20 protein-coding genes and 1 tRNA gene are annotated in these 22,934 nt (G+C 55.9%); 7 read left to right on the top strand and 14 right to left on the bottom strand.

What is annotated here, in order from left to right; genetic code table 11:
- Positions 1–90: 90 nt before the first annotated feature.
- Positions 91–1,527, top strand: coding sequence for a magnesium transporter (gene mgtE, locus DBR02_RS01480; protein ID WP_063450351.1), 1,437 nt, complete (start codon positions 91–93; stop codon positions 1,525–1,527).
- Here the strand turns inward: mgtE and DBR02_RS01475 are convergent.
- Positions 1,490–2,731: a SulP family inorganic anion transporter gene (locus DBR02_RS01475; protein WP_107533403.1), complete on the bottom strand. Its 1,242-nt coding sequence runs from the start codon at positions 2,729–2,731 to the stop codon at positions 1,490–1,492. The two genes, mgtE and DBR02_RS01475, sit on opposite strands and share 38 nt — an antisense overlap.
- A gap of 241 nt (positions 2,732–2,972) precedes the next feature.
- On the opposite strand from DBR02_RS01475, the gene mqo reads away from it, so the two are divergent.
- A complete protein-coding gene (gene mqo, locus DBR02_RS01470) occupies positions 2,973–4,622 on the top strand; it encodes a malate dehydrogenase (quinone) (RefSeq protein ID WP_102750726.1) in 1,650 nt (549 codons plus the stop codon).
- 42 nt (positions 4,623–4,664) lie between these two features.
- Here the strand turns inward: mqo and eco are convergent, their stop codons facing one another.
- On the bottom strand, positions 4,665–5,174 hold the full coding sequence (eco, locus tag DBR02_RS01465) for a serine protease inhibitor ecotin (protein ID WP_102750725.1): 510 nt from the start codon (positions 5,172–5,174) through the stop codon (positions 4,665–4,667).
- A 203-nt stretch (positions 5,175–5,377) separates the two neighbouring features.
- On the opposite strand from eco, the gene DBR02_RS01460 reads away from it, so the two are divergent.
- Positions 5,378–5,638, top strand: a complete 261-nt coding sequence (locus tag DBR02_RS01460; protein ID WP_045343803.1) for a DUF2534 family protein — start codon at positions 5,378–5,380, stop codon at positions 5,636–5,638.
- A gap of 67 nt (positions 5,639–5,705) precedes the next feature.
- On the opposite strand, the gene DBR02_RS01455 is transcribed toward DBR02_RS01460, so the two are convergent.
- From DBR02_RS01455 to DBR02_RS01445, 3 genes are all read right to left on the bottom strand, one after another.
- Positions 5,706–5,782 (bottom strand) — tRNA-Pro (locus DBR02_RS01455).
- Between the two features lie 73 nt (positions 5,783–5,855).
- Positions 5,856–7,616 carry an LPS biosynthesis-modulating metalloenzyme YejM gene (gene yejM / locus DBR02_RS01450; RefSeq protein WP_063450347.1) on the bottom strand — a complete coding sequence of 587 codons (1,761 nt, stop codon included), beginning with the start codon at positions 7,614–7,616 and terminating at the stop codon, positions 5,856–5,858.
- 19 nt (positions 7,617–7,635) lie between these two features.
- Positions 7,636–7,863, bottom strand: coding sequence for a YejL family protein (locus tag DBR02_RS01445; protein WP_063450346.1), 228 nt, complete (start codon positions 7,861–7,863; stop codon positions 7,636–7,638).
- Between the two features lie 134 nt (positions 7,864–7,997).
- Here DBR02_RS01445 and yejK point away from each other — a divergent pair, with 134 nt between their 5' ends.
- A complete protein-coding gene (gene yejK / locus DBR02_RS01440) occupies positions 7,998–9,005 on the top strand; it encodes a nucleoid-associated protein YejK (protein WP_028016284.1) in 1,008 nt (335 codons plus the stop codon).
- A gap of 51 nt (positions 9,006–9,056) precedes the next feature.
- Here the strand turns inward: yejK and rplY are convergent, their stop codons facing one another.
- A complete protein-coding gene (gene rplY / locus DBR02_RS01435; protein ID WP_063450345.1) occupies positions 9,057–9,341 on the bottom strand; it encodes a 50S ribosomal protein L25 in 285 nt (94 codons plus the stop codon).
- A gap of 125 nt (positions 9,342–9,466) precedes the next feature.
- Complete coding sequence (locus tag DBR02_RS01430) at positions 9,467–11,227, bottom strand: DEAD/DEAH box helicase (RefSeq protein WP_107533402.1); 1,761 nt, start codon at positions 11,225–11,227, stop codon at positions 9,467–9,469.
- A gap of 151 nt (positions 11,228–11,378) precedes the next feature.
- On the opposite strand from DBR02_RS01430, the gene rsuA reads away from it, so the two are divergent.
- The 3 genes from rsuA (at position 11,379) to DBR02_RS01410 (ending at position 13,922) form a co-directional block, all read left to right on the top strand.
- The gene (rsuA, locus tag DBR02_RS01425; RefSeq protein WP_063868272.1) at positions 11,379–12,086 is read left to right on the top strand and encodes a 16S rRNA pseudouridine(516) synthase RsuA; all 708 of its coding nucleotides are present in this window, start codon (positions 11,379–11,381) and stop codon (positions 12,084–12,086) included.
- Positions 12,087–12,101: 15 nt separating this feature from the next.
- Positions 12,102–13,301, top strand: a complete 1,200-nt coding sequence (locus DBR02_RS01420) for a Bcr/CflA family multidrug efflux MFS transporter (RefSeq protein ID WP_063868273.1) — start codon at positions 12,102–12,104, stop codon at positions 13,299–13,301.
- 276 nt (positions 13,302–13,577) lie between these two features.
- Positions 13,578–13,922 (top strand): YejG family protein, encoded by a 345-nt coding sequence (locus tag DBR02_RS01410; RefSeq protein WP_003859372.1) that lies wholly within the window; start codon positions 13,578–13,580, stop codon positions 13,920–13,922.
- A 3-nt stretch (positions 13,923–13,925) separates the two neighbouring features.
- Here the strand turns inward: DBR02_RS01410 and yejF are convergent, their stop codons facing one another.
- From yejF to DBR02_RS01375, 7 genes are all read right to left on the bottom strand, one after another.
- Positions 13,926–15,515, bottom strand: a complete 1,590-nt coding sequence (gene yejF / locus DBR02_RS01405) for a microcin C ABC transporter ATP-binding protein YejF (protein ID WP_107533401.1) — start codon at positions 15,513–15,515, stop codon at positions 13,926–13,928.
- 1 nt (position 15,516) lies between these two features.
- Entirely contained in the window at positions 15,517–16,542 is a 1,026-nt protein-coding gene (locus DBR02_RS01400) for a microcin C ABC transporter permease (RefSeq protein WP_107533400.1), read from the bottom strand.
- On the bottom strand, positions 16,542–17,636 hold the full coding sequence (locus tag DBR02_RS01395; RefSeq protein WP_107533399.1) for a microcin C ABC transporter permease YejB: 1,095 nt from the start codon (positions 17,634–17,636) through the stop codon (positions 16,542–16,544). Before DBR02_RS01395 ends, DBR02_RS01400 begins: the two co-directional genes overlap by 1 nt.
- 9 nt (positions 17,637–17,645) lie before the next feature.
- Positions 17,646–19,451, bottom strand: coding sequence for an extracellular solute-binding protein (locus tag DBR02_RS01390; protein ID WP_107533398.1), 1,806 nt, complete (start codon positions 19,449–19,451; stop codon positions 17,646–17,648).
- A gap of 75 nt (positions 19,452–19,526) precedes the next feature.
- Complete coding sequence (locus DBR02_RS01385) at positions 19,527–21,080, bottom strand: cyclic di-GMP phosphodiesterase (protein WP_063868286.1); 1,554 nt, start codon at positions 21,078–21,080, stop codon at positions 19,527–19,529.
- A 128-nt stretch (positions 21,081–21,208) separates the two neighbouring features.
- Entirely contained in the window at positions 21,209–21,778 is a 570-nt protein-coding gene (gene mepS / locus DBR02_RS01380) for a bifunctional murein DD-endopeptidase/murein LD-carboxypeptidase (protein ID WP_003859364.1), read from the bottom strand.
- A 415-nt stretch (positions 21,779–22,193) separates the two neighbouring features.
- A complete protein-coding gene (locus tag DBR02_RS01375) occupies positions 22,194–22,907 on the bottom strand; it encodes a phosphatase PAP2 family protein (protein WP_107533397.1) in 714 nt (237 codons plus the stop codon).
- Between the last annotated feature and the right edge of the window lie 27 nt (positions 22,908–22,934).

The raw sequence follows: 22,934 nt of genomic DNA, 5'->3' as shown, positions 1-22,934 counted from the left end.
ATTTTTTCTCCATCCCGACACGCCGTTTATTCTTATTTACATATCCCCGCGCTATGCTTAAAGCCAACCTATTTCATGGATTTATGATTAATGTCGTTATTAAAGAAAAACAGCGCAAGGCAGCGTGACCAGGAGCGTGCGCGCCTCATCTGGCTCCTGACGACCGATAAAGCGGTGACGTCAACGTTATTGGGTAAGCTGACCCTGGCTGAGCAATATGATGTCGGCACGCTGGCCGACGATATTGCTGAGGTAGGTGCGCTGGTAGCACATTTACCGCCCCCGGATCTGGCGGATACGCTGGAGGCGCTGCCTTCCGAGGAGCGCCACGCCCTGTGGCGGCTGGTGCAGGATCACGAGCGCGGTCAGGTGCTGCTTGAAGCGTCGGAAAACGTCTGGGATGACCTTATCGATGAGATGAGCGACCGGGACATTCTTGACGCTCTGCAAACGCTGGATATCGACGAGCAGATCTACCTTGTACAGCACCTTCCGCGAAACCTGACCGGTCGCCTGCTGGCTTCCCTGCCAGCCGAGGAACGGGCGCGCGTGCGTCAGGTGATGCACTACGAGAAAAACAGCGTCGGCGCAATCATGGAGTTTGGCGTTATCACCGTGCGTCCGGACGTCACCCTGGGCACGGTGCAGCGCTACCTTCGTCGGCTCGGCAGCATGCCGGACAACACCGACAAACTGTTTGTCACCTCGCGGGACAAAACCCTGCTCGGCGAGCTGGAGCTTAAAACGATCCTGCTGAACAGCACCCAGCAGCGGGTGAGTGAGGTGATGGAAACCGAGCCGATGGTGTTTTCGCCGGAAGACGATGCCGAAAAAGCGGCGCGTACCTTCGAACGTGATGACCTGGTGAGCGCCGCGGTGGTGGATTCCGTGGGCAAACTGATGGGGCGTCTGACCATCGATGAGATCGTTGATGTGGTCTATGAAGAGACCGATAACGACCTGCGAGCCCTTGGCGGGATCAGTGCCGAAGATGACGTTCACGCCTCCGTCGGCAAGGCCGTCAAAACGCGCTGGGCGTGGCTCGCCATCAATTTATGCACCGCGTTTGTGGCCTCCCGCGTCATCGACGGCTTCGAACATACTATTTCTCAGCTGGTAGCCCTGGCTTCTCTGATGCCTATTGTGGCGGGGATCGGGGGGAATACCGGTAACCAGACTATCACCATGATCGTTCGCGCCCTGGCGCTGGAAAATATTCAGCCGGGTAATTTTTCGTGGCTGATCTTCAGGGAGATGGGCGTTGCGCTGATTAACGGCCTGGTCTGGGGCGGCATCATGGGCGGCATCACCTGGTGGCTGTACGATGATATGGCGCTCGGCGGGGTCATGATGCTGGCGATGGTGCTGAACCTGCTGGTGGCGGCGATGATGGGCGTGATTATCCCGCTGACGATGACCCGTCTGGGGCGCGACCCCGCTGTGGGGTCGAGCGTGATGATTACCGCCATTACCGATACCGGCGGTTTCTTTATTTTTCTTGGACTGGCGACGATTTTTCTTCTGTAGCCAGCGCCTTTTGCTTCAGTCGGGCAGGGAGGATGAACATCATCACAATCCCGCCCAGCACGCCAATCGCCAGGTTACCGGTGGAAACCGTTGCCACAACCGTCACCAGCATCACGACGGTTTCCGCCACCGGCGCGTTTTTCAGCGTTCCGGGCTGAACGCTATGCCAGCTAAAGGTCTTGACGGCCACAATTGCCATAATACCCGCCAGTACCGCCATCGGGATTTTAGCCATTACCTCGCTGAGCGCCGTGACCAGTATCAGCAGCACAACGCCTGCCGCAAGGGTGGAGATACGGCTTCTGCCTTTGCCCATCTCCACGTTAACGATGGTTTGCCCAATCATCGCGCAGCCCGCAATGCCGCCGTAGAACCCGGCCATGATATTTCCTACGCCCAGCCCGATACTCTCGCGGCGCTTGCTTGAAGGGGTCACGGTCAGTTCATCCACCAGCTTAGCCGTCAGTAGCGATTCCAGCAGGCCAACGAAGGCGATACTCAGCGCGCACGGCCAGATGATGCTCAGCGTCTCCAGGTTAAGCGGCACCAGCAGTTGCGTAAAGCCAGGCAAACCGCCGCTCATGGAGCCTTCATCACCCACCGTTGGCAGAATTTGTCCGCTGGTGACGGTAAACAGCGTCAGCACCACAATGGCAATCAGCGGGGAGGGGACGCTTTTGATATAGCGTGGCACCCACAGCACAATCAGCAGCGTCAGCACGAACAGGCCCACAATCAGCGGGCTTCGGCTCCAGAAATGGGGAACCTGGGCAAAGAAAATCAAAATGCCAAGGGCGTTAACAAACCCGGTCATCACCGACTGGGGAATAAAGCGCATCAGCCGCGCCATACCCAGCGCGCCGAACAGGATCTGAATCACGCCCGCCATCACTACCGCAGGCAAAATGTACTGTACGCCGTGTTGATGGACCATCGGGCCAATAACCAGCGCGACGGAGCCCGCCGCCGCGGTTACCATGGCCGGACGCCCGCCGAGCAGGGAAAGGGCAAAACAGAGCACCACGGAGGCGATAAGGCTCACTTTCGGGTCCACGCCCGCGACCACGGAAAACGAAATCACTTCCGGGATCAGCGCCAGCGCGGTAATCACGCCGGCCAGGGTTTCGCGCATCAGACGTTGAGGCGAACGTAAAACGGTGGCGACGTGGCCTTCGTGGAGTACAGACGAGTGGGGTAATGACATAAGAATTCGCTAGTTGGGGCAGGCTTCCGTGCGCGCGATCACAAAGTGCAGCATAATAGCCAGGAAAATCGCCTGGTGCCAGCCTGCCTGTCAAAACCCCACAAACAATCCATCATTAAATTTCACAATTACAATAATTTCGTAACCTTTAAACAATATTTAAAAGTTGTTACCGTGCCCCCGCAGCGTGTTTCACCTGTAATTTCTACGCATCAAGCACTATTCAACTAAGGCATAAATGATGAAAAAAATGACTGCCGTGCTCTTTTCACTGGCCGTGGGGCTGAACGCCGTCTCGCTGGCGGCGAAAGCTGACGCACCAAAAGAGCAGGAAACGGATGTCCTTTTAATTGGTGGCGGCATCATGAGCGCTACGCTGGGCACGTATCTTCAGGAATTAGAGCCGAACTGGTCCATGACCATGGTCGAGCGCCTTGATGGCGTGGCGCAGGAAAGCTCTAACGGCTGGAATAACGCCGGGACGGGGCACTCGGCACTTATGGAACTGAACTATACGCCGCAGAAAAAGGACGGTTCCATTAGTATCGAGAAGGCGGTAGAGATCAACGAAGCGTTCCAGATCTCACGCCAGTTCTGGTCTCACCAGGTGAACAGCGGCGTGTTGCACAATCCGCACTCCTTCATCAACACCGTACCGCACATGAGCTTTGTGTGGGGCGATCAAAACGTCAATTTCCTGCGCGCGCGTTACGCTGCCCTGCAACAGAGCACGCTGTTCCGCGGGATGAAATACTCTGAAGATCACGCTCAAATCAAAGAGTGGGCACCGCTGGTCATGGAAGGACGCGATCCAAACCAGAAAGTGGCGGCGACCCGCACTGAAATTGGTACTGACGTTAACTACGGTGAAATCACCCGTCAGCTGGTGGCCTCTCTGAAGAAAAAAGAGAACTTCAACCTGCAACTCAGCTCTGAAGTGCGTGGTTTCAAGCGCAACGCGGATAACAGCTGGAGCGTGACCGTTGCCGATCTGAAAAACAACGAAGCCGAGCATGTCATTAAGGCGAAGTTCGTGTTTATCGGTGCGGGCGGTGCGGCGCTGAAACTGTTGCAGGAGTCCGGTATTCCGGAAGCTGACGACTACGCGGGCTTCCCGGTCGGCGGCCAGTTCCTGGTGTCGGAAAACCCGGAAGTGGTTAACCGTCATCTGGCTAAAGTGTACGGTCAGGCCTCCGTTGGCGCGCCACCGATGTCCGTTCCGCATATCGACACCCGTATGCTGGACGGTAAGCGCGTGGTGCTGTTCGGGCCGTTCGCTACCTTCTCTACCAAGTTCCTGAAAAACGGTTCCCTGTGGGATCTGCTGAGCGCGACCACGACGTCGAACGTCAAACCTATGATGGACGTTGGGCTGGATAACTTTGATCTGGTGAAATACCTGATTAGCCAGGTGATGCTTTCTGATGACGAACGCTTCGAGGCGCTGAAAGAGTACTATCCGCAGGCGAAGAAAGAAGACTGGCGTCTGTGGCAGGCGGGTCAGCGTGTACAGATCATCAAGCGCGATCCGAAAGAGGGCGGCGTACTGCGTCTGGGTACCGAAGTGGTGAGCGATAAGGATGGCACCATTGCCGCGCTGCTGGGGGCATCCCCTGGTGCGTCTACCGCTGCGCCAATCATGCTGCACCTGATGGAAAAAGTGTTTAAGGATAAAGTGTCCAGCCCGGAATGGCAGGCGAAGCTGAAAACCATTATTCCATCTTACGGTACGAAGCTGAACGGTAACGTTGACGCCACGGAGCAAGAGCTGGAATACACCAGCCGCGTTCTGCAACTGCAATACGTCAAACCGCAGGCTGCGGATGCGGCGCCAAAGGCGGAGCTGAAGCCACAGGCAGAAAACAAGCCGGTTGCGGATATCGCGCTGTAGCGTAAAAAAGCCGGGTAAGCGTGAGCGCCACCCGGCTTTTTTTTAACGAACTACCGCCTGCCCGACAGTCTCATCTGCCTTCCACACGCGATATTTCACATCTACGTTTTCCGGCGTATAGACGACAATTGGCAGCTTGCTGTTATAGCGCAGCAGACTGTTATCACCCAGATACGCGGTAATAAATTTCTTCTCTTTCTTGCCGTCCGGACACGCCATCATGGTAGAGACCGGTGACGTTACTTTGTCGAAGACATAGTAGTCATAACCCCAGCCTTCCAGCGTTTTGCTTTCCAGCTTGCCGCCCAGACGATGCTGGTTGCAGTCCACTTCCAGCGTCTGGCCGATTAACAGCTCAACTTTGAAATTTGCTTCATCCTGCTGGGCCGGGAGCTGAATAACCTGGCGCTTCATCCCTTTTTCCGCTTGCGGATACGGGGCAACTTTTTCCAGCGGCTGCTCTTTCTGAGTTTCGCTGGCAAAAGCGCTGGTGCTGGCGCACGCAGCGGCGAGGAGGGCGATGGCAAATTTAGGTGCGTTTTTCACTGTCATTCCTTTTTTGTCAAAACGATCCGGTAAAGACTAACATAATGTACGTGAATGGTTGGCGCAATTTACTCATGTTTTCAATTTAAATGGAGTAATACACTGCTTTAGTGTTCTTTTTGTGGTGTTTAATGCTGCGTTGGAGTCGGGGCGGCGATCGTGTTATTTTACGCGTTAATTATTGTTATTTATCTGTAAAGGGAGGAGAGATGGTAGGGGAAAAACTGAAGACACCTGAAGGCCGCAAGTTTCTGCTGGCGTTACTGGTTGTATTTATGATTGCTGCCGCATGCGTGGGGCGCGCAACCATTGTCGGTGTGATTGAGCAGTACAACATTCCGCTCTCTGCGTGGACAACCAGCATGTTTGTCCTGCAATCGGCGATGATCTTTGTTTACAGTCTGGTGTTCACCGTCCTGCTTGCGATTCCGCTGGGGATTTTCTTTCTCGGTGGGCGTGAGAAGCACTGACCCTACTGCATGTGGGTACAGGCAATAAAAAACCAGCCATAAGCGGCTGGTTTTTTTTGTGTATTTTTGGTCGGCACGAGAGGATTTGAACCTCCGACCCCCGACACCCCATGACGGTGCGCTACCAGGCTGCGCTACGTGCCGACGCATAAAAGGAATACTACTCGATTCCTTTTTGATTGCAAGGGGAAAGCAGCGCTAACTGATTCATAAATAATCAGTTAGCGATAAAGCGCTTCTCGTCTGTCAGCACCTGCAACAGCAAGCTGAGCTGCGGTTTCTGATCTTTCAGCTTCTCACCTTCGAGATTATACGTCTGGTAATTCCCGTTGCTGTTGAGCACCAGGGACAGCGTCGGCGTGGTCACCACCAGCGTATTTCCGCCGGCAGCCGTGACCCAGTTATGACGGCGCGTGGCGCTAAAGAGGTCCTGTCCCTGCGAGTACTCATTCGCCGGCGTGCTGACGTGCAGCAGCCGTTGCATTAGCGTGGTCATGACGTCTTTGTGGTCGGTCAGCATGTTGATGCGCTGCGCGGGCGTGCCCGGCCAGTGGATCACCAGAGGAACATGCAGGTTGGGACGCGACCATTCCATGCCCTTCGCCTCGTCGCCGAGCGGCACGCCGTGTCCCGCCGTAATAATGACGACCGTATTGTCCAGCTTGCCCGCGTCGCGCAGGGCGGTCAGTACGCGGCCGATCTGCGCATCGACGTCACCCGCCGCACGGCTATAGCGGCGCGCGAAGCCTTTCTGATTGCTGTCATCAAGCGTTGTGCCGTTAAACGCAACCCAGGAGAACCAGCGGTTATCTTCCTGCGCATAGCGCTTCAGCCAGTCTATCCACTGGTCAGCGGTCCGATCGTCAGACTGGCTCTGCGCGGCAGGCAGTGAGAAATCAGACAGCAGCGCCTGGCGGTACAGCGAGCTGTTGAAGCCATCGGAGGCGAACAGCCCCAGCTGGTAGCCCTGCTGATTAAGCCCGGTAATCAGCGCGGCCGGAATACGGGCAGACAGCACGCCGTCCATATAGCTCGGTGAAATGCCGTAGAACAGGCCGAAAATACCCGCGTCGGTCGAATTACCGGAGCTCATATGCTGAGTAAATGCGATGTTATTCTGCGCGAATTCAGCCAGGGCAGGCATCTGTTTCTCATAGCGAGAATAGTTCAGGCCATCAACGGTAATTAGCAGCACGTTCTGACCGCGGCCCATGTCGCGATATTTCAGATCGCTCAAAGGATACTGCACACTAACCGCTTCCGGATTACCCTGTTCCACCAGACGACGCTGGTACTCCTGCGCATCCAGCAGGCCGTGTTTTTCCAGGAAACGACGCGCCGTCATCGGATAGGAGAGCGGCAGATTTGCGCGCTGCATGGTAATCGGGCGGTAGAAGTTCGCATCTGCCCAGATATACATCAGGTGCGAACCGATAAATGAGGCGAAAAAGAGCGCCGCGACGGGCTTCGCGTAATGGCGGCGTCGGGTCAGACTGCGGAGCTTTTGCCAGCTCCACGTGGCGAACAGCATTTCAATCAGCAGGATAATTGGCACGCTGATAAACATCAGCTGCCAGTCGCGCGCGGTCTCGTTCTGATCCGGATTAATCACCAGCTCCCAGACGATAGGGTTCAGGTGCAGGTGGAACCGGGTGAAGACTTCGCTGTCGATAAGCAACAGGGTCATGCCCGCCGTCGCAAGGATAGCGGACAGGAAGCGCATCAGCCGCTGCGACATGACGATAAACGTCAGAGGGAACAGGATCAGCAGATAGGTGGCGAAAACCAGAAAGCTAAAGTGACCAACAAGGCTCATCCACGAGTAGACTCGCCCGGTTAACGTGGTTGGCCAGTCCGCCACAAACAGATAACGGCAGCCGAGCACCATCGCCAACAGAATGTTGAACAGGGCAAACCAGTGCCCCCAGCTGACCATCTGGGAGACTTTTTCACGGTAGCGCTGACGATTCGTCACCATAAACTGTTGTTCGTTTCCCTTAGTGTGCCTGGTCGTCGCTAACGGAGGACTGCAATGCCTGGGCGAAAGATTTGGCGATCGCCTGACGCTGAGCCGGAGCAACGCTGGTATTAATCAGATTGGTAACCATATTTCCCAAAACCATCAGGGAGAGATCGGTTGGCGTTTTATGTTTTTCCAGTACGTTGACCAGCTCACCGAGCAGTTGTTCAACGTGTTCGTCACTGTAGCGGGAATGTTGTGGCATAAATCAAAATCAGTTTGTTGAGAGAAGGGCGACATATTACCGTAGCAACAGCTTTTTTTCCCCTTTTTTATCTTCTGTTGCACACATGCGTTGGTGATGGTTGAATACCGCCCGGTCTAAAAGGAGAGTTTATCATGAGTCTGGAAATCAACCAGATTGCCTTGCACCAGCTTATCAAGCGTGATGAGCAAACCCTTGAAGTGGTGCTGCGCGATTCGTTACTGGAACCAACGCCTACCGTTGTCGAGATGATGGCGGAGCTGCATCGCGTCTACAGCGCGAAAAATAAAGCCTATGGCTTGTTCAGCGAAGAGAGCGAGCTGGCGGATAGCCTGCGCCTGCAACGTCAGGGCGAAGAGGATTTCCTGGCGTTCAGCCGCGCTGCCACGGGCCGTCTGCGTGACGAACTGGCGAAATATCCCTTCGCCGATGGCGGTATCGTCCTGTTCTGCCACTACCGTTATCTGGCGGTAGAGTATCTGCTGGTGACCGTGCTGAATAACTTAAGCAGCATGCGCGTGAACGAGCAGCTGGATATCAGCTCAACGCACTATCTGGATATCAACCATGCGGATATTGTGGCGCGTATCGATTTAACCGAATGGGAAACCAACCCGGAATCGACGCGCTACCTGACCTTCCTCAAAGGCCGCGTGGGCCGCAAAGTGGCAGATTTCTTTATGGACTTCCTCGGCGCCAGCGAAGGGCTGAACGCCAAAGCGCAGAATAAAGGTCTGCTCCAGGCGGTGGATGACTTTACGGCTGAGGCGCAGCTTGATAAGTCTGAGCGTCAGAACGTGCGTCAGCAGGTTTACAGCTACTGTAACGAGCAGTTACAGGCCGGGGAAGAGATTGAGCTGGAGTCGCTGTCCAAAGAGCTGGCGGGCGTTAGCGAAGTCAGCTTCCAGGAATTTACTGCGGACAAAGGCTATGAGCTGGAAGAGAGCTTCCCGGCGGATCGCAGCACCCTGCGTCAGCTGACGAAATTTGCCGGCAGCGGCGGTGGGTTAACCATCAACTTTGATGCCATGCTGCTCGGGGAACGTATCTTCTGGGATCCGGCCACCGACACGCTGACCATTAAAGGTACGCCGCCGAACCTGCGCGATCAGCTCCAGCGTCGCACCTCAGGCGGTAAATAACGGCCATAAAAAAACCCCGCAGAAGCGGGGTTTTTCTCGACAGGTTTGCGATTACGCGCGAACGAAGTCGATGTGAGACAGTTTTGGCTTGAACGGGTGACGCTGAACAGCCTGAACTTTCACTTTTTCTTCTTTACCGCCAACAACGATGGTCAGAACTTCGCTGTAGAATTCAGCTTTAGTCTGCATGTTCCATACTTTGTCGTGATCCAGTTCGATAGCAACTGGAGCAGCTTCGCCACCGTAAACGATAGCCGGGAACTTGTTAGCGGTACGCAGGCGGCGGCTCGCACCCTTACCCTGCACGTTACGTACTTCTGCTTCGATAGTGAACATTGATTTCTCTCTGTATTTAAAACCCTGCTACAGGCGACCCAGCAGCAGGTGAGTGTTCTGCCTCACGGATGTGAAGCGGGCGGCATTTTATACTCAAATGGCGCGCGCATCAACGAAAAGTCCCGCTAACCGCGTAATTCGTTCGCCCGCCGGAAGCGCCCTTCATAGTCAAAGACCTTCTCACGCACCTGCCAGAACTGGCTTTTTTTGCGGGCGACAACGAAATCGGGATGGCGCAGCAGCACCTGCTGGTGCACGATATCCGCCACGGTTATCCAGCGCAGCGGCACGCCGGGCGTGCGGGTATGCGGGCGGATAAAAAGCTGCTCGAACGCGGTTCGCTGGGCGGGCGTCTGAACCCTGAACCGCTCGCTGACGTCTGCGCCGTCCTCGTCGTAATAGGTAATCTTTAGCCACTCGCCTTTTTCATCCGCGCCGGGCTGTAGCGCCATGCCGGAACAGCGCAGCACCAGCGCATCCTTCAGCTTCAGCGCCGCTTTCAGCATGTCGTCCGGGTCGACCAGCACCGTGTCACACTCCCGACAACGGCGGGCAGCGATGTCGTTCTCGGCGTTGCACTGCGGGCAGTTTTTGAAGCGGAAGCGGAAGTCGCACTGTTCGCGATGACCGTCGTCGTCTTCAAACCAGCCCTGACAGCGGCGGCCAAAGTGCTCAATCAGCGTGCCGTCGGCGGTGGTTTTGCCCCAGAAAGTGTTGGCAAACCCGCAGGCCGGGCAAAATACCTGTACCGGCACGTTGTCGCTTTTGCCTTTTGGCGTGCCCACTTCCGGGGAGTAGAGATCGTGCGGGTTACCGGCGTAATCGAGGATCAGGCAGTCGGTTTTGCCCGGCGCCAGGCGCAGCCCGCGCCCGACAATCTGCTGATACAGGCTGACGGATTCGGTCGGGCGCAGGATCGCAATCAGGTCGACGTGCGGGGCGTCAAACCCGGTGGTTAATACGGAGACATTCACCAGGTAGCGGAACTGCTGGGCTTTGAAAGCCTCAATCAAGCTGTCGCGCTCCGGCCCGGGGGTTTCACCGGTAATTAACGCCGCGTCGTCGGCGGGCAGCAGCCCCGTGATTTCGCGCGCGTGTTCGACGGTGGCAGCAAAAATCATCACCCCTTTACGCGTTTGCGCGAACTCTTCAATCTGGCTGATGATATGCGGCGTGATCCGCTTCTGTTTTTTCAGCTCATGGTTAAGATCCGCCTCGCTGAACAGCCCGTTGCTCTGCGCCTGTAAGCGGCTGAAATCATACTGCACGACCGGCATATCCAGCCGTTCCGGGGGCGTCAGGTAGCCGTGCTTGATCATGTAGCGCAGCGGAAGCTCATAGATACAGTCGCGGAACAGGGCTTTTTCGTCGCCACGCACCATACCGTGATAATGGAACTGATAAATCCAGCCCTTGCCCAGACGAAACGGCGTGGCGGTCAGGCCAAGCAGACGTATCTGAGGATTCACCGCTTTCAGGTGAGTGAGGATTTGCTGATACTGGCTATCGTCGTCATCGCTGATGCGGTGACACTCGTCGACAATCAGCAGGGAAAACTCGCTGCGAAACAGGTCCAGGTTGCGGGCGACCGACTGTACGCTGCCAAACACCACTTTCCCGTGGCTCTCTTTGCGCTTCAGCCCGGCAGCAAAAATGTCGGCCTCCAGGCCGAGCGCACAGTATTTGGCGTGGTTTTGCGCCACCAGCTCTTTGACGTGCGCCAGCACCAGCACGCGCCCGCGGGCCAGGCGCGCCAGTTCGGCAATCACCAGGCTTTTACCGGCTCCGGTCGGGAGCACGATGGCGGCGGGTTCCCGGTGCTTGCGAAACCAGGCGAGGGTGGCATCAACGGCTTCCTGCTGATAGGGGCGTAGTGTGAAAGTCATGGCTTCTCTATTCAGTTAACTCGCATATAGTATGCCACGAAACTTTTTCCCTTGAGTGGCGCAACCAGACCATTATACTGAACTATTTCTGACTGCTTCTTTTTCGGACGCGTAGTCCGACTTCCAGCACCATTAAGGCTAAAAAGATTTCATGCGACTTGATAAGTTTATCGCTCAGCAACTCGGCGTAAGCCGCGCTATTGCCGGGCGTGAAATTCGCGCCAGCCGCGTAACCGTGGACGGCGACATTGTGAAAGACAGCGCTTTTAAACTCCAGCCCGACCACGAGGTGGAGTATGACGGCAACCCGCTGACCCAGCAGAATGGCCCGCGCTACTTCATGCTCAACAAACCGGAAGGGTACGTCTGTTCAACGGACGATCCGGATCACCCGACGGTGCTCTACTTCCTGGATGAGCCTGTGGCGCACAAGCTGCATGCGGCAGGGCGTCTGGATATTGATACCACCGGCCTGGTGCTGATGACCGATGACGGGCAGTGGTCGCACCGCATCACCTCCCCGCGCCATCACTGTGAGAAAACCTATCGGGTGACGCTGGAATCGCCGGTCTCAGATGACACGGCAGAGCAATTCGCGAAAGGCGTTCAGCTGCATAATGAAAAGGATCTGACCAAACCGGCGGTGCTGGAAGTCATCACCCCAACGGACGTCCGTCTGACCATCAGTGAAGGCCGCTACCACCAGGTGAAACGTATGTTTGCCGCCGTGGGCAACCACGTGGTGGGGCTGCATCGTGAACGTATCGGCGCGATTGAGCTCGATCCCGACCTGGCGCCAGGGGAATATCGCCCGCTGACGGAAGAAGAGATCGCCAGCGTCGGGCTGCCTTCACGCTAAATTCAGGAGAACCCTGTGACCACCAGGCCACACTCGTCGTTTAAAATTGTGTTTATCCTTGGCCTGCTGGCCATGCTGATGCCGCTGTCTATCGATATGTATCTGCCCGCGCTGCCGGTGATTTCCGCGCAGTTTGGCGTACCGGCGGGCAGCGCGCAGATGACGCTCAGCACCTACATCCTTGGGTTCGCGCTCGGCCAGCTTTTTTATGGCCCAATGGCTGACAGCCTGGGGCGTAAACCGGTTATTCTGGGCGGAACGTTGATATTTGCCGCGGCGGCGGTGGCCTGTGCGCTGGCGCAGAGTATCGATCAGCTGATCGTGATGCGTTTCTTCCATGGCCTGGCGGCGGCTGCGGCAAGCGTGGTCATCAACGCGCTGATGCGTGACGTTTACCCGAAGGAAGAGTTCTCGCGCATGATGTCGTTTGTCATGCTGGTCACGACCATTGCGCCGCTGGTCGCTCCCATGGTGGGCGGGGCGGTGCTGGTATGGTTCAGCTGGCATGCGATTTTCTGGATCCTGGCGATTGCCGCGCTGCTGGCCTCGGTCATGATCTTCGTCTTTATCGATGAAACGCTGCCGGTCGAGCGACGCCAGAAGTTTCACGTTCGTACCACGCTTGGCAACTTTGCCTCGCTGTTTCGCCATAAGCGCGTGCTGAGCTATATGCTGGCCAGCGGCTTTAGCTTTGCCGGGATGTTCTCGTTTCTGAGCGCGGGGCCGTTTGTGTACATCGAACTGAACCACGTGTCACCCCAGCACTTTGGCTACTACTTCGCGCTGAATATCGTGTTCCTGTTTGTCATGACCATTATCAACAGCCGCTTTGTCCGGCGGGTCGGGGCGCTGAATATGTTCCGCGCCGGGCTGTGGATCCAGTTCGTGATGGCTATCTGGCTGGTGGTGAGCGCGCTGTTAGGCGTCGGCTTCTGGGCGCTGGTGGTGGGCGTGGCGGCGTTTGTCGGATGCGTGTCGATGGTCTCATCCAACGCGATGGCGGTGATCCTCGACGAATTCCCGCATATGGCGGGCACCGCCTCGTCGCTGGCAGGGACGTTCCGCTTCGGGATTGGCGCTATAGTCGGAGCGCTGCTCTCAATGGCGACGTTTAATACCGCCTGGCCGATGCTGTGGGCGATCGCCCTCTGCGCGACCAGCTCCATCCTCTTCTATCTGTATGCCAGCCGGCCGCGTAAGACGGCGCATAAATGAACGCTTAAGGCCCGATACGGGCCTTTTTGTTGACCCATATCAACCAACCCTTCGTTCGTTTACCCTGTGTTTGTTTCTTTTATGTAAAATCTATTTATGTAAAAAGTCACATCGTTGTATTTAAAAAGGTTGAGTTAGATCGCAGAAACGGGTACATATAGCGCCGACGCGAGCCTGTGACGCCTATAAAATCCGCTAAACAGTGCAGGTTGGCGATGATGTGTTACTATAAATGTAAATAAATTGTGAAGTAAATTTGCTTCCGGGGAACTGAACGTGAATACATTACAACTCTCCATTGTCCATCGCTTGCCCCAGAGCTATCGCTGGTCGACGGGTTTTGCAGGTTCGAAAGTTGAACCGATTCCGCAAAGCGTTGCAGGGGAGGATAATTGCCTGGTGGCGCTCAAGCTGCTCAGCCCGAGCGATGAAAACGCGTGGCCGGTTATGGAACGTCTCAGCCAGGCGCTGACGGACATCGAAGTAGACAGCTCCGTGCTGGAATGTGAAGGTGAGCCGTGCCTGTTTGTTAACAGCCAGGATGAGTTTGCCGCGACCTGCCGCCTGAAAAACTTCGGCGTGGCGATTGCCGAACCGTTCTCCGGTCAATATCCTTTCTGAGTGCTAGTCAGCGGACAATAGCTGGCGCGTGTAATCCTGCGTCGGCGCGGTAAATACGCGCTGGCACTCTCCTTGCTCAACAACCTCTCCCTGCCGCAATACCACCACCTGATGGCAAAGCGCACGCACCACCTGTAAATCGTGGCTGATAAAGATATAGGCCAGCCGATGCTTTTCCTGTAGCCCCTTCAGCAGCGTCAGGATCTGCGCCTGCACGGTGCGGTCCAGCGAGGACGTCGGCTCGTCCAGCACGATCAGCTCCGGTTTCAGGATCAGCGCGCGGGCAATCGCGATACGCTGGCGCTGGCCGCCGGAAAACTCTGCCGGGTAGCGGTGGCGGGTTTCGGGATCTAACCCGACTTCCGCCAGCACCCGCTTCACCTCACTTTCGCGCTGCTGTGCCGTCAGCGCGGGCTGGTGGACGCGCAGGCCCTCCTCGACAATCTGCAACACGCTTAGCCGCGGGTTCAGCGAAGAGTTCGGATCCTGAAATACCACCTGCATGCGCGGGCGGACGGGCAGCATTTGGCGGCGGCTCAGGTTTTGCAGCTGCATGCCGTCAAAGAGAATGTCTCCCTGCGAGGCAATCAGGCGCAGCAGCGCCAGGCCGGTGGTGCTTTTGCCCGAGCCGGATTCGCCCACAAGCCCAAGCGACTCACCCGCACGCAGAGAGAAGCTCATGTTTTTCAGGACATGATTATGATCAACCACGCGGCGCAAAATGCCCTTGCGGATCGGGAATGACACCGACAGCCCCTCAACCTTCAGCAACGGCGCGCTGTCGGCGTTAAGCGGAACCGGGTCGCCAGAAGGTTCGCTGTCCAGCAGGCGCCGGGTATACGGGTGCTGAGGCGCGCTCAGCAGGGCGGATGCCCTGTTCTGTTCTACGCAGCGGCCGTTTTGCATCACGGCCACCGCGTCAGCAAGCTTTTTCACGATGCTCAGGTTGTGCGTAATAAACAGCAGGCTCATGTTCAGCTCGTCGCGAAGCTCGCGCAGCAGTTGCAGAATTTGCGCTTGCACCGTGACGTCCAGCGCGGTGGTGGGTTCATCCGCAATCAACAGCTCGGGGCGCGTCAGCAGGGCCATCGCGATCATCACGCGCTGACGCTCGCCGCCGGAAAGCTGGTGCGGGAAATCGTTCAGTCGTTTCGCCGCATGACGAATGCCGGTGCGCTCCAGGCAGTCCAGAATTTCACCCCGCGCCGCCTCTTTACGCATCCCCCGATGAAGTGACAGCACTTCATAGAGCTGTTTTTCCAGCGTATGCAGTGGGTTAAGCGACACCATCGGCTCCTGGAAAATCATGGCAATTTTATTGCCGCGAATGCCGCGCAGGGTTTGCTCATCCGCATTCAGCAGCGATTGCCCATGGAACAGAATGTCTCCCTGCGGATAGCTGACCGGCGGGGAAGGGAGCAGGCGCAGCACCGAAAGTGCCGAGACGCTTTTACCGGAACCGGATTCCCCAACCAGCGCCAGCGTCTCTCCGCGCTGGATCTGCAACGATAAATCCGTCACTACCGTGCGTGATTCGCCCTGCTTTGAAAACGCAATCGACAGGTTTTCTATGCTCAGAAGAGGCCGGGTCATGTCATACCGCCTTGTTGGGATCGAAGGCATCGCGCACGGCTTCGCCAATAAAAATCAGCAGGGAAAGCAGCACCGCCACGGAAAGGAATGCGGCGATGCCCAGCCAGGGGGCCTGAAGGTTGTTTTTGCCCTGTAACAGCAGTTCGCCAAGGGACGGTGAGCCCAGCGGCAAACCGAAGCCCAAAAAATCGAGCGACGTCAGGGTGGTGATGGAGCTACACAAAATAAACGGCAGGAAGGTGAGGGTCGCCACCACCGCATTGGGAAGCATATGGCGGAAGATGATTGCGCGATCGCTCACGCCTAACGCCTGTGCGGCGCGAATATAGTCGTAATTTCGCGTGCGCAGAAACTCCGCGCGCACCACGCCGACCAGCGCCATCCAGCCGAACAGGACGGTGATCCCGAGCAGCCACCAGAAGCCAGGCTGAACCACGCTGGAAAGCAGGATTATCAGAAACAGCGTCGGCATACCGGACCAGACCTCAATCACGCGCTGCCCCCACAAATCGATTTTTCCACCGTAATAGCCCTGCACGGCGCCCGCCACGACGCCCATGATGCTGGAAAAGAGCGTCAGCATCAGTCCAAACAGGAGCGAGATGCGGGTGCCGTAAAGAATGCGCGCCAGCACATCGCCGCCGTTCGCGTCCGTTCCCAGCCAGTTCTGCGAGGAAGGCGGGGAAGGGAAGGGGGTGGAGGTGGCATAGTTGATGCTGTTCGCGCCAAAGCGAATCGGTGCCCAGATCGCCCAGCCGTGCTGCGCGATCTGTTCACGCAGCCAGGGATCCTGATACTCGGCTGGCGTCGCAAACGGACCGCCAAAATCGCTTTCGCTATAGGTAGTAAGTACCGGCACGTACCAGCGGTCTTTGAAATGCACCAGCAGGGGTTTATCGTTGGCAATCAGTTCCGAACACAGACTTAAGGCGAACAGGACGGCGAAGATCCACAGGGACCAGTAGCCGCGACGGTTGTGGCGAAAGCGAGCCCAGCGGGCCTGATTGACGGGGCTTAAACGCGACATCAGCGGCCCTCAAAATCGATACGGGGATCGACCAGCGTGTAGCTGATATCGCTGATGATATTCAGCAGCAGGCCGATCAGGGTGAAAATGTACAGTGTGCCAAACATCACCGGATAATCACGGGAGACGGTGGCCTCATAGCCCAGCAGCCCTAATCCGTTGAGAGAGAACATCACTTCTATCAGCAGCGAGCCGGTAAAAAACATACTGATGAACGTGGCGGGAAAACCGGCAATCACCAGCAGCATGGCGTTGCGAAAAACGTGCTTCCACATAATCTGCTTTTCACCGACCCCTTTGGCGCGGGCGGTGACCACGTACTGCTTGCGGATCTCATCGAGAAAGGCATTTTTGGTGAGCATCGTAAGCGCCGCAAAGCCGCCAATAACCGTCGCCAGCACCGGAAGCGTGATGTGCCAGAAGTAGTCGGTGATTTTTTGATACCACGGCAGCGTGCTGAAATCCGCGGAAACCAGCCCGCGCAGCGGGAAGAGGTCGAAATAACTGCCGCCGGCAAAAAAGATAATCAGCAGCACGGCGAACAGAAACGCCGGGATCGCGTAGCCAATAATAATGAACGTGCTGCTCCAGATATCGAAACGGCTACCGTTGTGGACCGCTTTGCGGATCCCCAGCGGAATGGAGACCAGATAGATTATCAGCGTTCCCCACAGCCCGAGCGTGATGGACACCGGCAGGCTTTGTTTGATCAGGTTTAACACCGAGGCGCTGCGAAACAGGCTGTCGCCAAAATCGAAACGGACGTAATCCCAGAGCATGTTAAAATAACGCTCGTGCAGCGGCTTGTCGAAACCATAGCGGTGGGTGATCTCGGCGATCACCTCCGGATCCAGCCCACGGCCGCCCCGGTAGTGGCTTTCGCTGATATTGCCTACGCCCGTCCGGGCATGGCTGGCGCCCATCCCTTCGCCGCCGCCGCCCGGCATGCCGCCAGCGTGACCAAATTCTATTGCCGCAATCGCCTGGTCCACCGGGCCGCCGGGAGCAATCTGCACGATAAAAAAGTTAATGGTGATGATGGCCCACAGCGTCGGGATCACCAGCAGCAGCCGGCGGATAAGATAAGCGCCCATCGTCACTCCTTAACGCCGCGCTGCGGGCAGTTTTGCGGCTTTATTCACGTCATACCACCACGTATCAAAACCAAGCGTATAAACCGGGCGAACGGCTGGCAGGGAGAATTTGTCCCAGCGGGCCACGCGATCTTCACCCATGTACCACATCGGCAGCATGTAATAGTTCCAGGTTAACACCCGGTCAAGCGCGCGCCCGAGCGGCAGAAGTTTCTCTTTATCGCCCTGAGCGGCCACGATTTTCGCAATCAGCGCGTCAATCACCGGGCTCCTGACGCCCGGTGCGTTGTAGGAGGAGTTGATATAGCCCGATGCCCAGGAGATTTGCAGATCTGAGCTCGGCCACGGCTGCGCGGCCCACAGGCTCTGCATCATGTCGTAATCGCGGCTGCGCTTGCGGTTGGTAAGCTGCGCGATATCCACCTGGCGAATATTCATGATCACCCCAAGCCGGGCAAGGTTCTTCTTAAAGGGCAGCACCCACTGGTCGTTCGCGCCGGAGGCAATCAGCAGTTCGAAGCTCAGGGGTTTACCGGTTTTGGCATTCACCCGCTGCTGGTTTTTCAGCACCCACCCGGCGTCATCCAGCAGCTTGCTGGCTTTCAGCAGATTTTCACGGTCGAACCCGTTTCCGTCGGATTTGGGCGGTTCAAATACGCGGGTGAACACCTCCGGCGGCAGCTGCGCTTTCATCGGAGCCAGCAGAACCAGTTCATCCGCGTTGGGATAATCACGGGCGGCGTAGTCGGTATTCTGAAAATAGCTGTTCGCCCGGCTGTAGGCTCCGTAGAACAGCGCTTTGTTCATCCATTCAAAATCAAACGCCAGGGTAATGGCTTCACGCACCCGACGATCGGAAAACACCGGACGCTGGATGTTAAATGCCAGCCAGCGCGTATCTTGCGCAGATTCATTTTTGTGTTCGTCTTTAACGATATAGCCTTTCGCGAAATTTTTTCCGATATACCGGGTAGCCCAGTTTTTGGCGCTGTTCTCGACACGTAAATCAAACGCGCCTGCCTTAAACGCCTCGAAGGCCACGTTGTCATCAAGATAGTAGTCGTAGCGGAGGGTATCGAAGTTCCAGCGGCCACGGTTTACCGGCAGCGCGGCAGCCCAGTAATCTTTTACGCGGGAATAGATCACATACTGGCCCATGCGCCAGTCGGTAATGCGATAGGGTCCTCCGGCCAGCGGCGGGGTAGAGAGGGGATCGCTCAGCTTATGGTTTTTCCAGAACGATTCAGGCATGACGGGCAGGGAGAACAGGCTCAGCATGTTCTCTTTGTTCGGCTCACTCAGTTCGATTCGCACGGTCAGCGGGGCGATGGCTTTCACCGTGGTGCCCTTGTACACCAGACGAAACTGCGGTACGCCCTCGGTCATAAATTTATGAAAGGTGAACGCCACGTCGCGGGCGCTAACCGGGGAGCCGTCATGAAAACGCGCCTGCGGATTGATCGCGATTTCTGCCCAGCTAAAATCATCGGCGTAACGCACGTTCTCGGCAACCAGGGGATAATAGCTACCGGGCTCGTCGTCGGAGGTGACAAACAGCGTGTCATAGAGGGATTCGGTTCGGGCTGCCGCCACGCCGCGAAGGGCAAAGCGGTTAAAGTTATCAAACGTTCCCGTGGCGGAAAGCGTCACGTTCCCGCCTTTGGGTGCGGCGGGGTTCACGTAATCGTAGTGGGTAAAGTTGACCGCGTATTTCGGCTCGCCTATGACGGCAAAGGCCGTGCTTTCTTTGATGGACTGCGCCTGGCTCGACAGGCTCACCAGCGCCAACAGCATCACTACAACGCGCATAATCATCGTGCGGCGGATCCCTTTGTTCACAGGCAGGCTCGGTTGAGGAGAATAATAAGTGACTGCGCCGCGATTGTGAAATTATTCCCCGAGCGTGACGTCGGGTTGCCACGTCTTAAACTCCTCCAGCGGCATCGGGCGGCCGATCCAGTAGCCCTGAAGATAGTTCACGCCATGCTCGCGCAGCCACGCCGCCTGCTCAGGTGTTTCAACGCCCTCGGCGACGGTTAACATATTCAGGCGTCCCGCCAGCGTCAGCACCGCGTCAAGCACCGGCGAGGTGACGGTCTCCGTCCCGATGGCGTTGACAAAACCGCGATCTATTTTCAGGTAATCCATGGTGAAGCGTTCAAGATAGATCAGCGCGCTGTGGCCGGTGCCAAAATCATCGATGGCGATTTCAAAACCTTCATCGTGCAGCCATTCGAACAGTTGATTAGCCTCGCGGTGGTTAATCATGTCGCGCTCGGTTATTTCCAGCACTATCTGGAAGTGATCGGGTGGCAGGGCAGCGGCAAAGGCGAGCATATCTTCTTTAAAGCTTTCCGCATGCAGATGACCGGGTGCGATGTTTATCCCGAACTTGGCGCCGGGCGGAAGCCGCGTTTGCAGAACCGGGGCATCGCGAACGATCAGGTCAAAAAGGTGCAGCGTCAGCGGAACGATCAGCTTCTGCGCTTCAGCGAAAGTGATAAAGGCGTCCGGTGGGATTTCACCCATCACCGGATGCTTCCAGCGCATCAGGACTTCCAGCCCGGTCATTTTGAGCGACTGCGCATCCACGACGGGTTGATAGACCACGTAAAACTGGTCGCGCTTGATGGCCGTGAGGATCTCTTTCCCGGGATTCAGACGGATAGTGAGAATATAAAAGTTCAGCAGACCCGCCGCGATGCCGCAGACCAGGCCGAAAAAGACGGCGTACAGCACTTCATCGGTCGTCCAGGCCTGCGCATAGACGTTAACGGTCAAAGGAATATTTTTCAGCGTGGCGGTGCGCGCAGGGACGTCAGGCAAATCACTCGCCTGAACCAGCATTTCGGACCGGGTGGATAACGCAGAATCGCCTATGACGATGGCAATGCCGGCAAACTCATCCTGACGCGAGGTGTAGAGAAGGTATGGCGACAGGTTGAGGTTGACGGAAGTAAACACGCCGCCGTCTTTTACCAGCGGATTGCGATACCAGATGGCAATCGCGGGCTTATCCGGCAGCATGGGCGTGCCCGGCAGGAGCGCGATATCAACAGGTTTGCTGATATGTAATTGAGGAATAAGCGTTTCCATCGGGGTATTCATCGGACCAGTTGCCGAAGAGCAGAAGGCCTGTTTATCCCTGACCAGCAAAAAGGCGCGCACGTTAATGCTGAAGGCCGCGCGTGAGGTCAGCGCCGCGCTGACTTCGTCACAGCTGTTCAGCGTGAGCGGCTGGAGCGTATCTATGGACGTTTTGAGCTCGTCAAAATAGCCCTCCATATAGACGCTTAAATCCGTAATGAGGGTGTCGAACCTGACTTCTCGCTTGTGATAACTCCAGTAAAACTGTAACGCCCCCAGAAGCAGGGCGGTGAATAACCCCGTAAGAAAACTGAGAAACAGTATCTTGCGATTGCTGGAGAAGTAGCGGGTAAACATAGATGTCGTGATTCCTGAAATGCCGCTGGATGTCTATCAGTGTAACGGGCAAAAAAAAACACTGCCGGAGCAGTGCTTTTTTTTATCGTATCGCCAGCCAAGGGATAACCCACGATACGACAGCAAGATTAACTACGGCTCAGAACGCGGCGAGCTTCGTTGTAGCGTTTCTTCCAGTAAGGTTCGTTCATGCTGGAAATCGTCACGCCGCTGCTGGTGGAAGCATGGACAAACTGATCGTTACCGATATAGATGCCAACGTGCCGACCGGTTGAACCCGCTCTGAACAGGACTAAATCTCCCGTGCGCAGTTTAGTACGCGAAATGGACTTGCCCATTTCCTGCTGTTCATAAGTAGAACGCGGAAGGTCTAACCCAAACTGCTCGCGGAACGTACGCTGTACGAACGCAGAACAATCGATGCCTTTCTTGGTGCTGCCGCCCAGACGGTAACGCACGCCTTTCCAGTCAGCATACTGATCCATAATGCGCGACTTTACGTCGAGATTACGTACCATATTTTCAAATTCATCCTGAGAGGCTTGCAGTGAAGAGGAATCTTCCATTCCCACAACACGCGTCTCAGGATGCATATTCTTCGCGGTATTCGTTGTGCTACATGCCGAAAGCAGAACCGCCACTGCAATCGCCGGGATCCCCCGCAAGATATATCTCAAGATTGGTTGAGATTTGACCATTTTGTTTGTTTTCCCTTGAAGTCCTTAACGAAAATATCGTTATAAAAATGCCAACCGTGACGAGACTAATTATCTGTTCACAATGAGACAATTCTTTATGGTGAAAACTGTGGCGCAACGCACAAAATTATTCACCACGATAATAATTGTCTCAGTGGGGCAAAACGAGTTCGAGGTTAACCGATTGCTCAGGGTATTGCGAGCAAAAAAGTCCCTTTTTTTATAAGAAATTGTGATACACAACGTTACAGCGTGGAAATGCTCAAAACGCCGCCATTTCTGACGCTAATCCCTGCAATTTCTTCATTTTTATCACGAATAGTATGACGGGAAGATGACAGGGGTGAATGACGCCGGTAAGAAGGGAGTCAGGGATCGAAAACAATCCCTGATGAATGGTGTTAATTTGCGTTATTTATTTGTTTTCGACTTGTTTAAATTTGCCGGGAAGATAGCGATCAAAAATACCTATTAAGCGATCGCTCAACGGGGTCATCAGTACCCAGGGTAAGCCAATCAACACCGCCGTGAATGAGCCCACGGCGATATCGGTCAGCCAGTGCGCACCAATCATTACCCGCGGGAATGCGAATACCACAACAATAACCAGGGCGATGGCGAAGGCTTTTTTACCGAAGTAGCGCAGCATAAAGCCAGCAAAAATCAGTAGCATCATACCGTGGTCGCCCGGGAAACTGTCCTTCGAGGCATCTTTGGTTGGGATATGCAGCAGCTCGCTGACGCGGTTAATGTTCGGGAAGGAGAGCGACGGACTGGCGCGTTTAACCGGCATCAGATGCTGCGCCAGCTGGTTGATAATCACGGCGGTCAGCAGCATCACCAGGCCGATAATCAGAATACGGCGACGACCCGTTTTGTCTTCTTTCAGCCAGAAGGAGAGCATCAGGCAGCCCATTGCCAGCAGCGAACAGCCGTCAAAGGCGCGGTTGTTGGTGATCGCAACCAGCCACAGGAAGGCCTCGCTCTTCGCCAGCGCCTGGTTAAAGAAGTGGAAAAGTCCGGAATCCAGCGGGAACCAGAAACCGTGATCCACCGGAAGATACCAGGAGAAAAAGATCGCCAGGCCGGCAGCATTAAGCAATAAAATAGCAGGAAGTCGAGTCGTCATAGTCTTCAGCACTGAATAAAACCAGCG

The sequence above is a fragment of the Enterobacter cloacae complex sp. genome, assembly GCF_900322725.1.
Classification (GTDB): domain Bacteria; phylum Pseudomonadota; class Gammaproteobacteria; order Enterobacterales; family Enterobacteriaceae; genus Enterobacter; species Enterobacter quasihormaechei.
Note: the sequence above shows the minus strand (reverse complement) of the source record. Positions and strands in the feature narration are given on the sequence as shown.

What these genes read in the sequence shown, in the direction of transcription:
- DBR02_RS01475 (WP_107533403.1), bottom strand. Translation starts at nt 2,731, where the DNA reads ATGTCATTACCCCACTCGTCTGTACTCCACGAAGGCCACGTCGCCACC.
- yejF (WP_107533401.1), bottom strand. Translation starts at nt 15,515, where the DNA reads ATGACCCGGCCTCTTCTGAGCATAGAAAACCTGTCGATTGCGTTTTCA.
- yejK (WP_028016284.1), top strand. Translation starts at nt 7,998, where the DNA reads ATGAGTCTGGAAATCAACCAGATTGCCTTGCACCAGCTTATCAAGCGT.
- mepS (WP_003859364.1), bottom strand. Translation starts at nt 21,778, where the DNA reads ATGGTCAAATCTCAACCAATCTTGAGATATATCTTGCGGGGGATCCCG.
- yejM (WP_063450347.1), bottom strand. Translation starts at nt 7,616, where the DNA reads ATGGTGACGAATCGTCAGCGCTACCGTGAAAAAGTCTCCCAGATGGTC.
- DBR02_RS01430 (WP_107533402.1), bottom strand. Translation starts at nt 11,227, where the DNA reads ATGACTTTCACACTACGCCCCTATCAGCAGGAAGCCGTTGATGCCACC.
- DBR02_RS01395 (WP_107533399.1), bottom strand. Translation starts at nt 17,636, where the DNA reads ATGGGCGCTTATCTTATCCGCCGGCTGCTGCTGGTGATCCCGACGCTG.
- rplY (WP_063450345.1), bottom strand. Translation starts at nt 9,341, where the DNA reads ATGTTCACTATCGAAGCAGAAGTACGTAACGTGCAGGGTAAGGGTGCG.
- rsuA (WP_063868272.1), top strand. Translation starts at nt 11,379, where the DNA reads ATGCGACTTGATAAGTTTATCGCTCAGCAACTCGGCGTAAGCCGCGCT.
- mgtE (WP_063450351.1), top strand. Translation starts at nt 91, where the DNA reads ATGTCGTTATTAAAGAAAAACAGCGCAAGGCAGCGTGACCAGGAGCGT.
- DBR02_RS01390 (WP_107533398.1), bottom strand. Translation starts at nt 19,451, where the DNA reads ATGATTATGCGCGTTGTAGTGATGCTGTTGGCGCTGGTGAGCCTGTCG.
- eco (WP_102750725.1), bottom strand. Translation starts at nt 5,174, where the DNA reads ATGACAGTGAAAAACGCACCTAAATTTGCCATCGCCCTCCTCGCCGCT.
- DBR02_RS01445 (WP_063450346.1), bottom strand. Translation starts at nt 7,863, where the DNA reads ATGCCACAACATTCCCGCTACAGTGACGAACACGTTGAACAACTGCTC.
- DBR02_RS01385 (WP_063868286.1), bottom strand. Translation starts at nt 21,080, where the DNA reads ATGTTTACCCGCTACTTCTCCAGCAATCGCAAGATACTGTTTCTCAGT.
- mqo (WP_102750726.1), top strand. Translation starts at nt 2,973, where the DNA reads ATGAAAAAAATGACTGCCGTGCTCTTTTCACTGGCCGTGGGGCTGAAC.
- DBR02_RS01375 (WP_107533397.1), bottom strand. Translation starts at nt 22,907, where the DNA reads ATGACGACTCGACTTCCTGCTATTTTATTGCTTAATGCTGCCGGCCTG.
- DBR02_RS01460 (WP_045343803.1), top strand. Translation starts at nt 5,378, where the DNA reads ATGGTAGGGGAAAAACTGAAGACACCTGAAGGCCGCAAGTTTCTGCTG.
- DBR02_RS01400 (WP_107533400.1), bottom strand. Translation starts at nt 16,542, where the DNA reads ATGTCGCGTTTAAGCCCCGTCAATCAGGCCCGCTGGGCTCGCTTTCGC.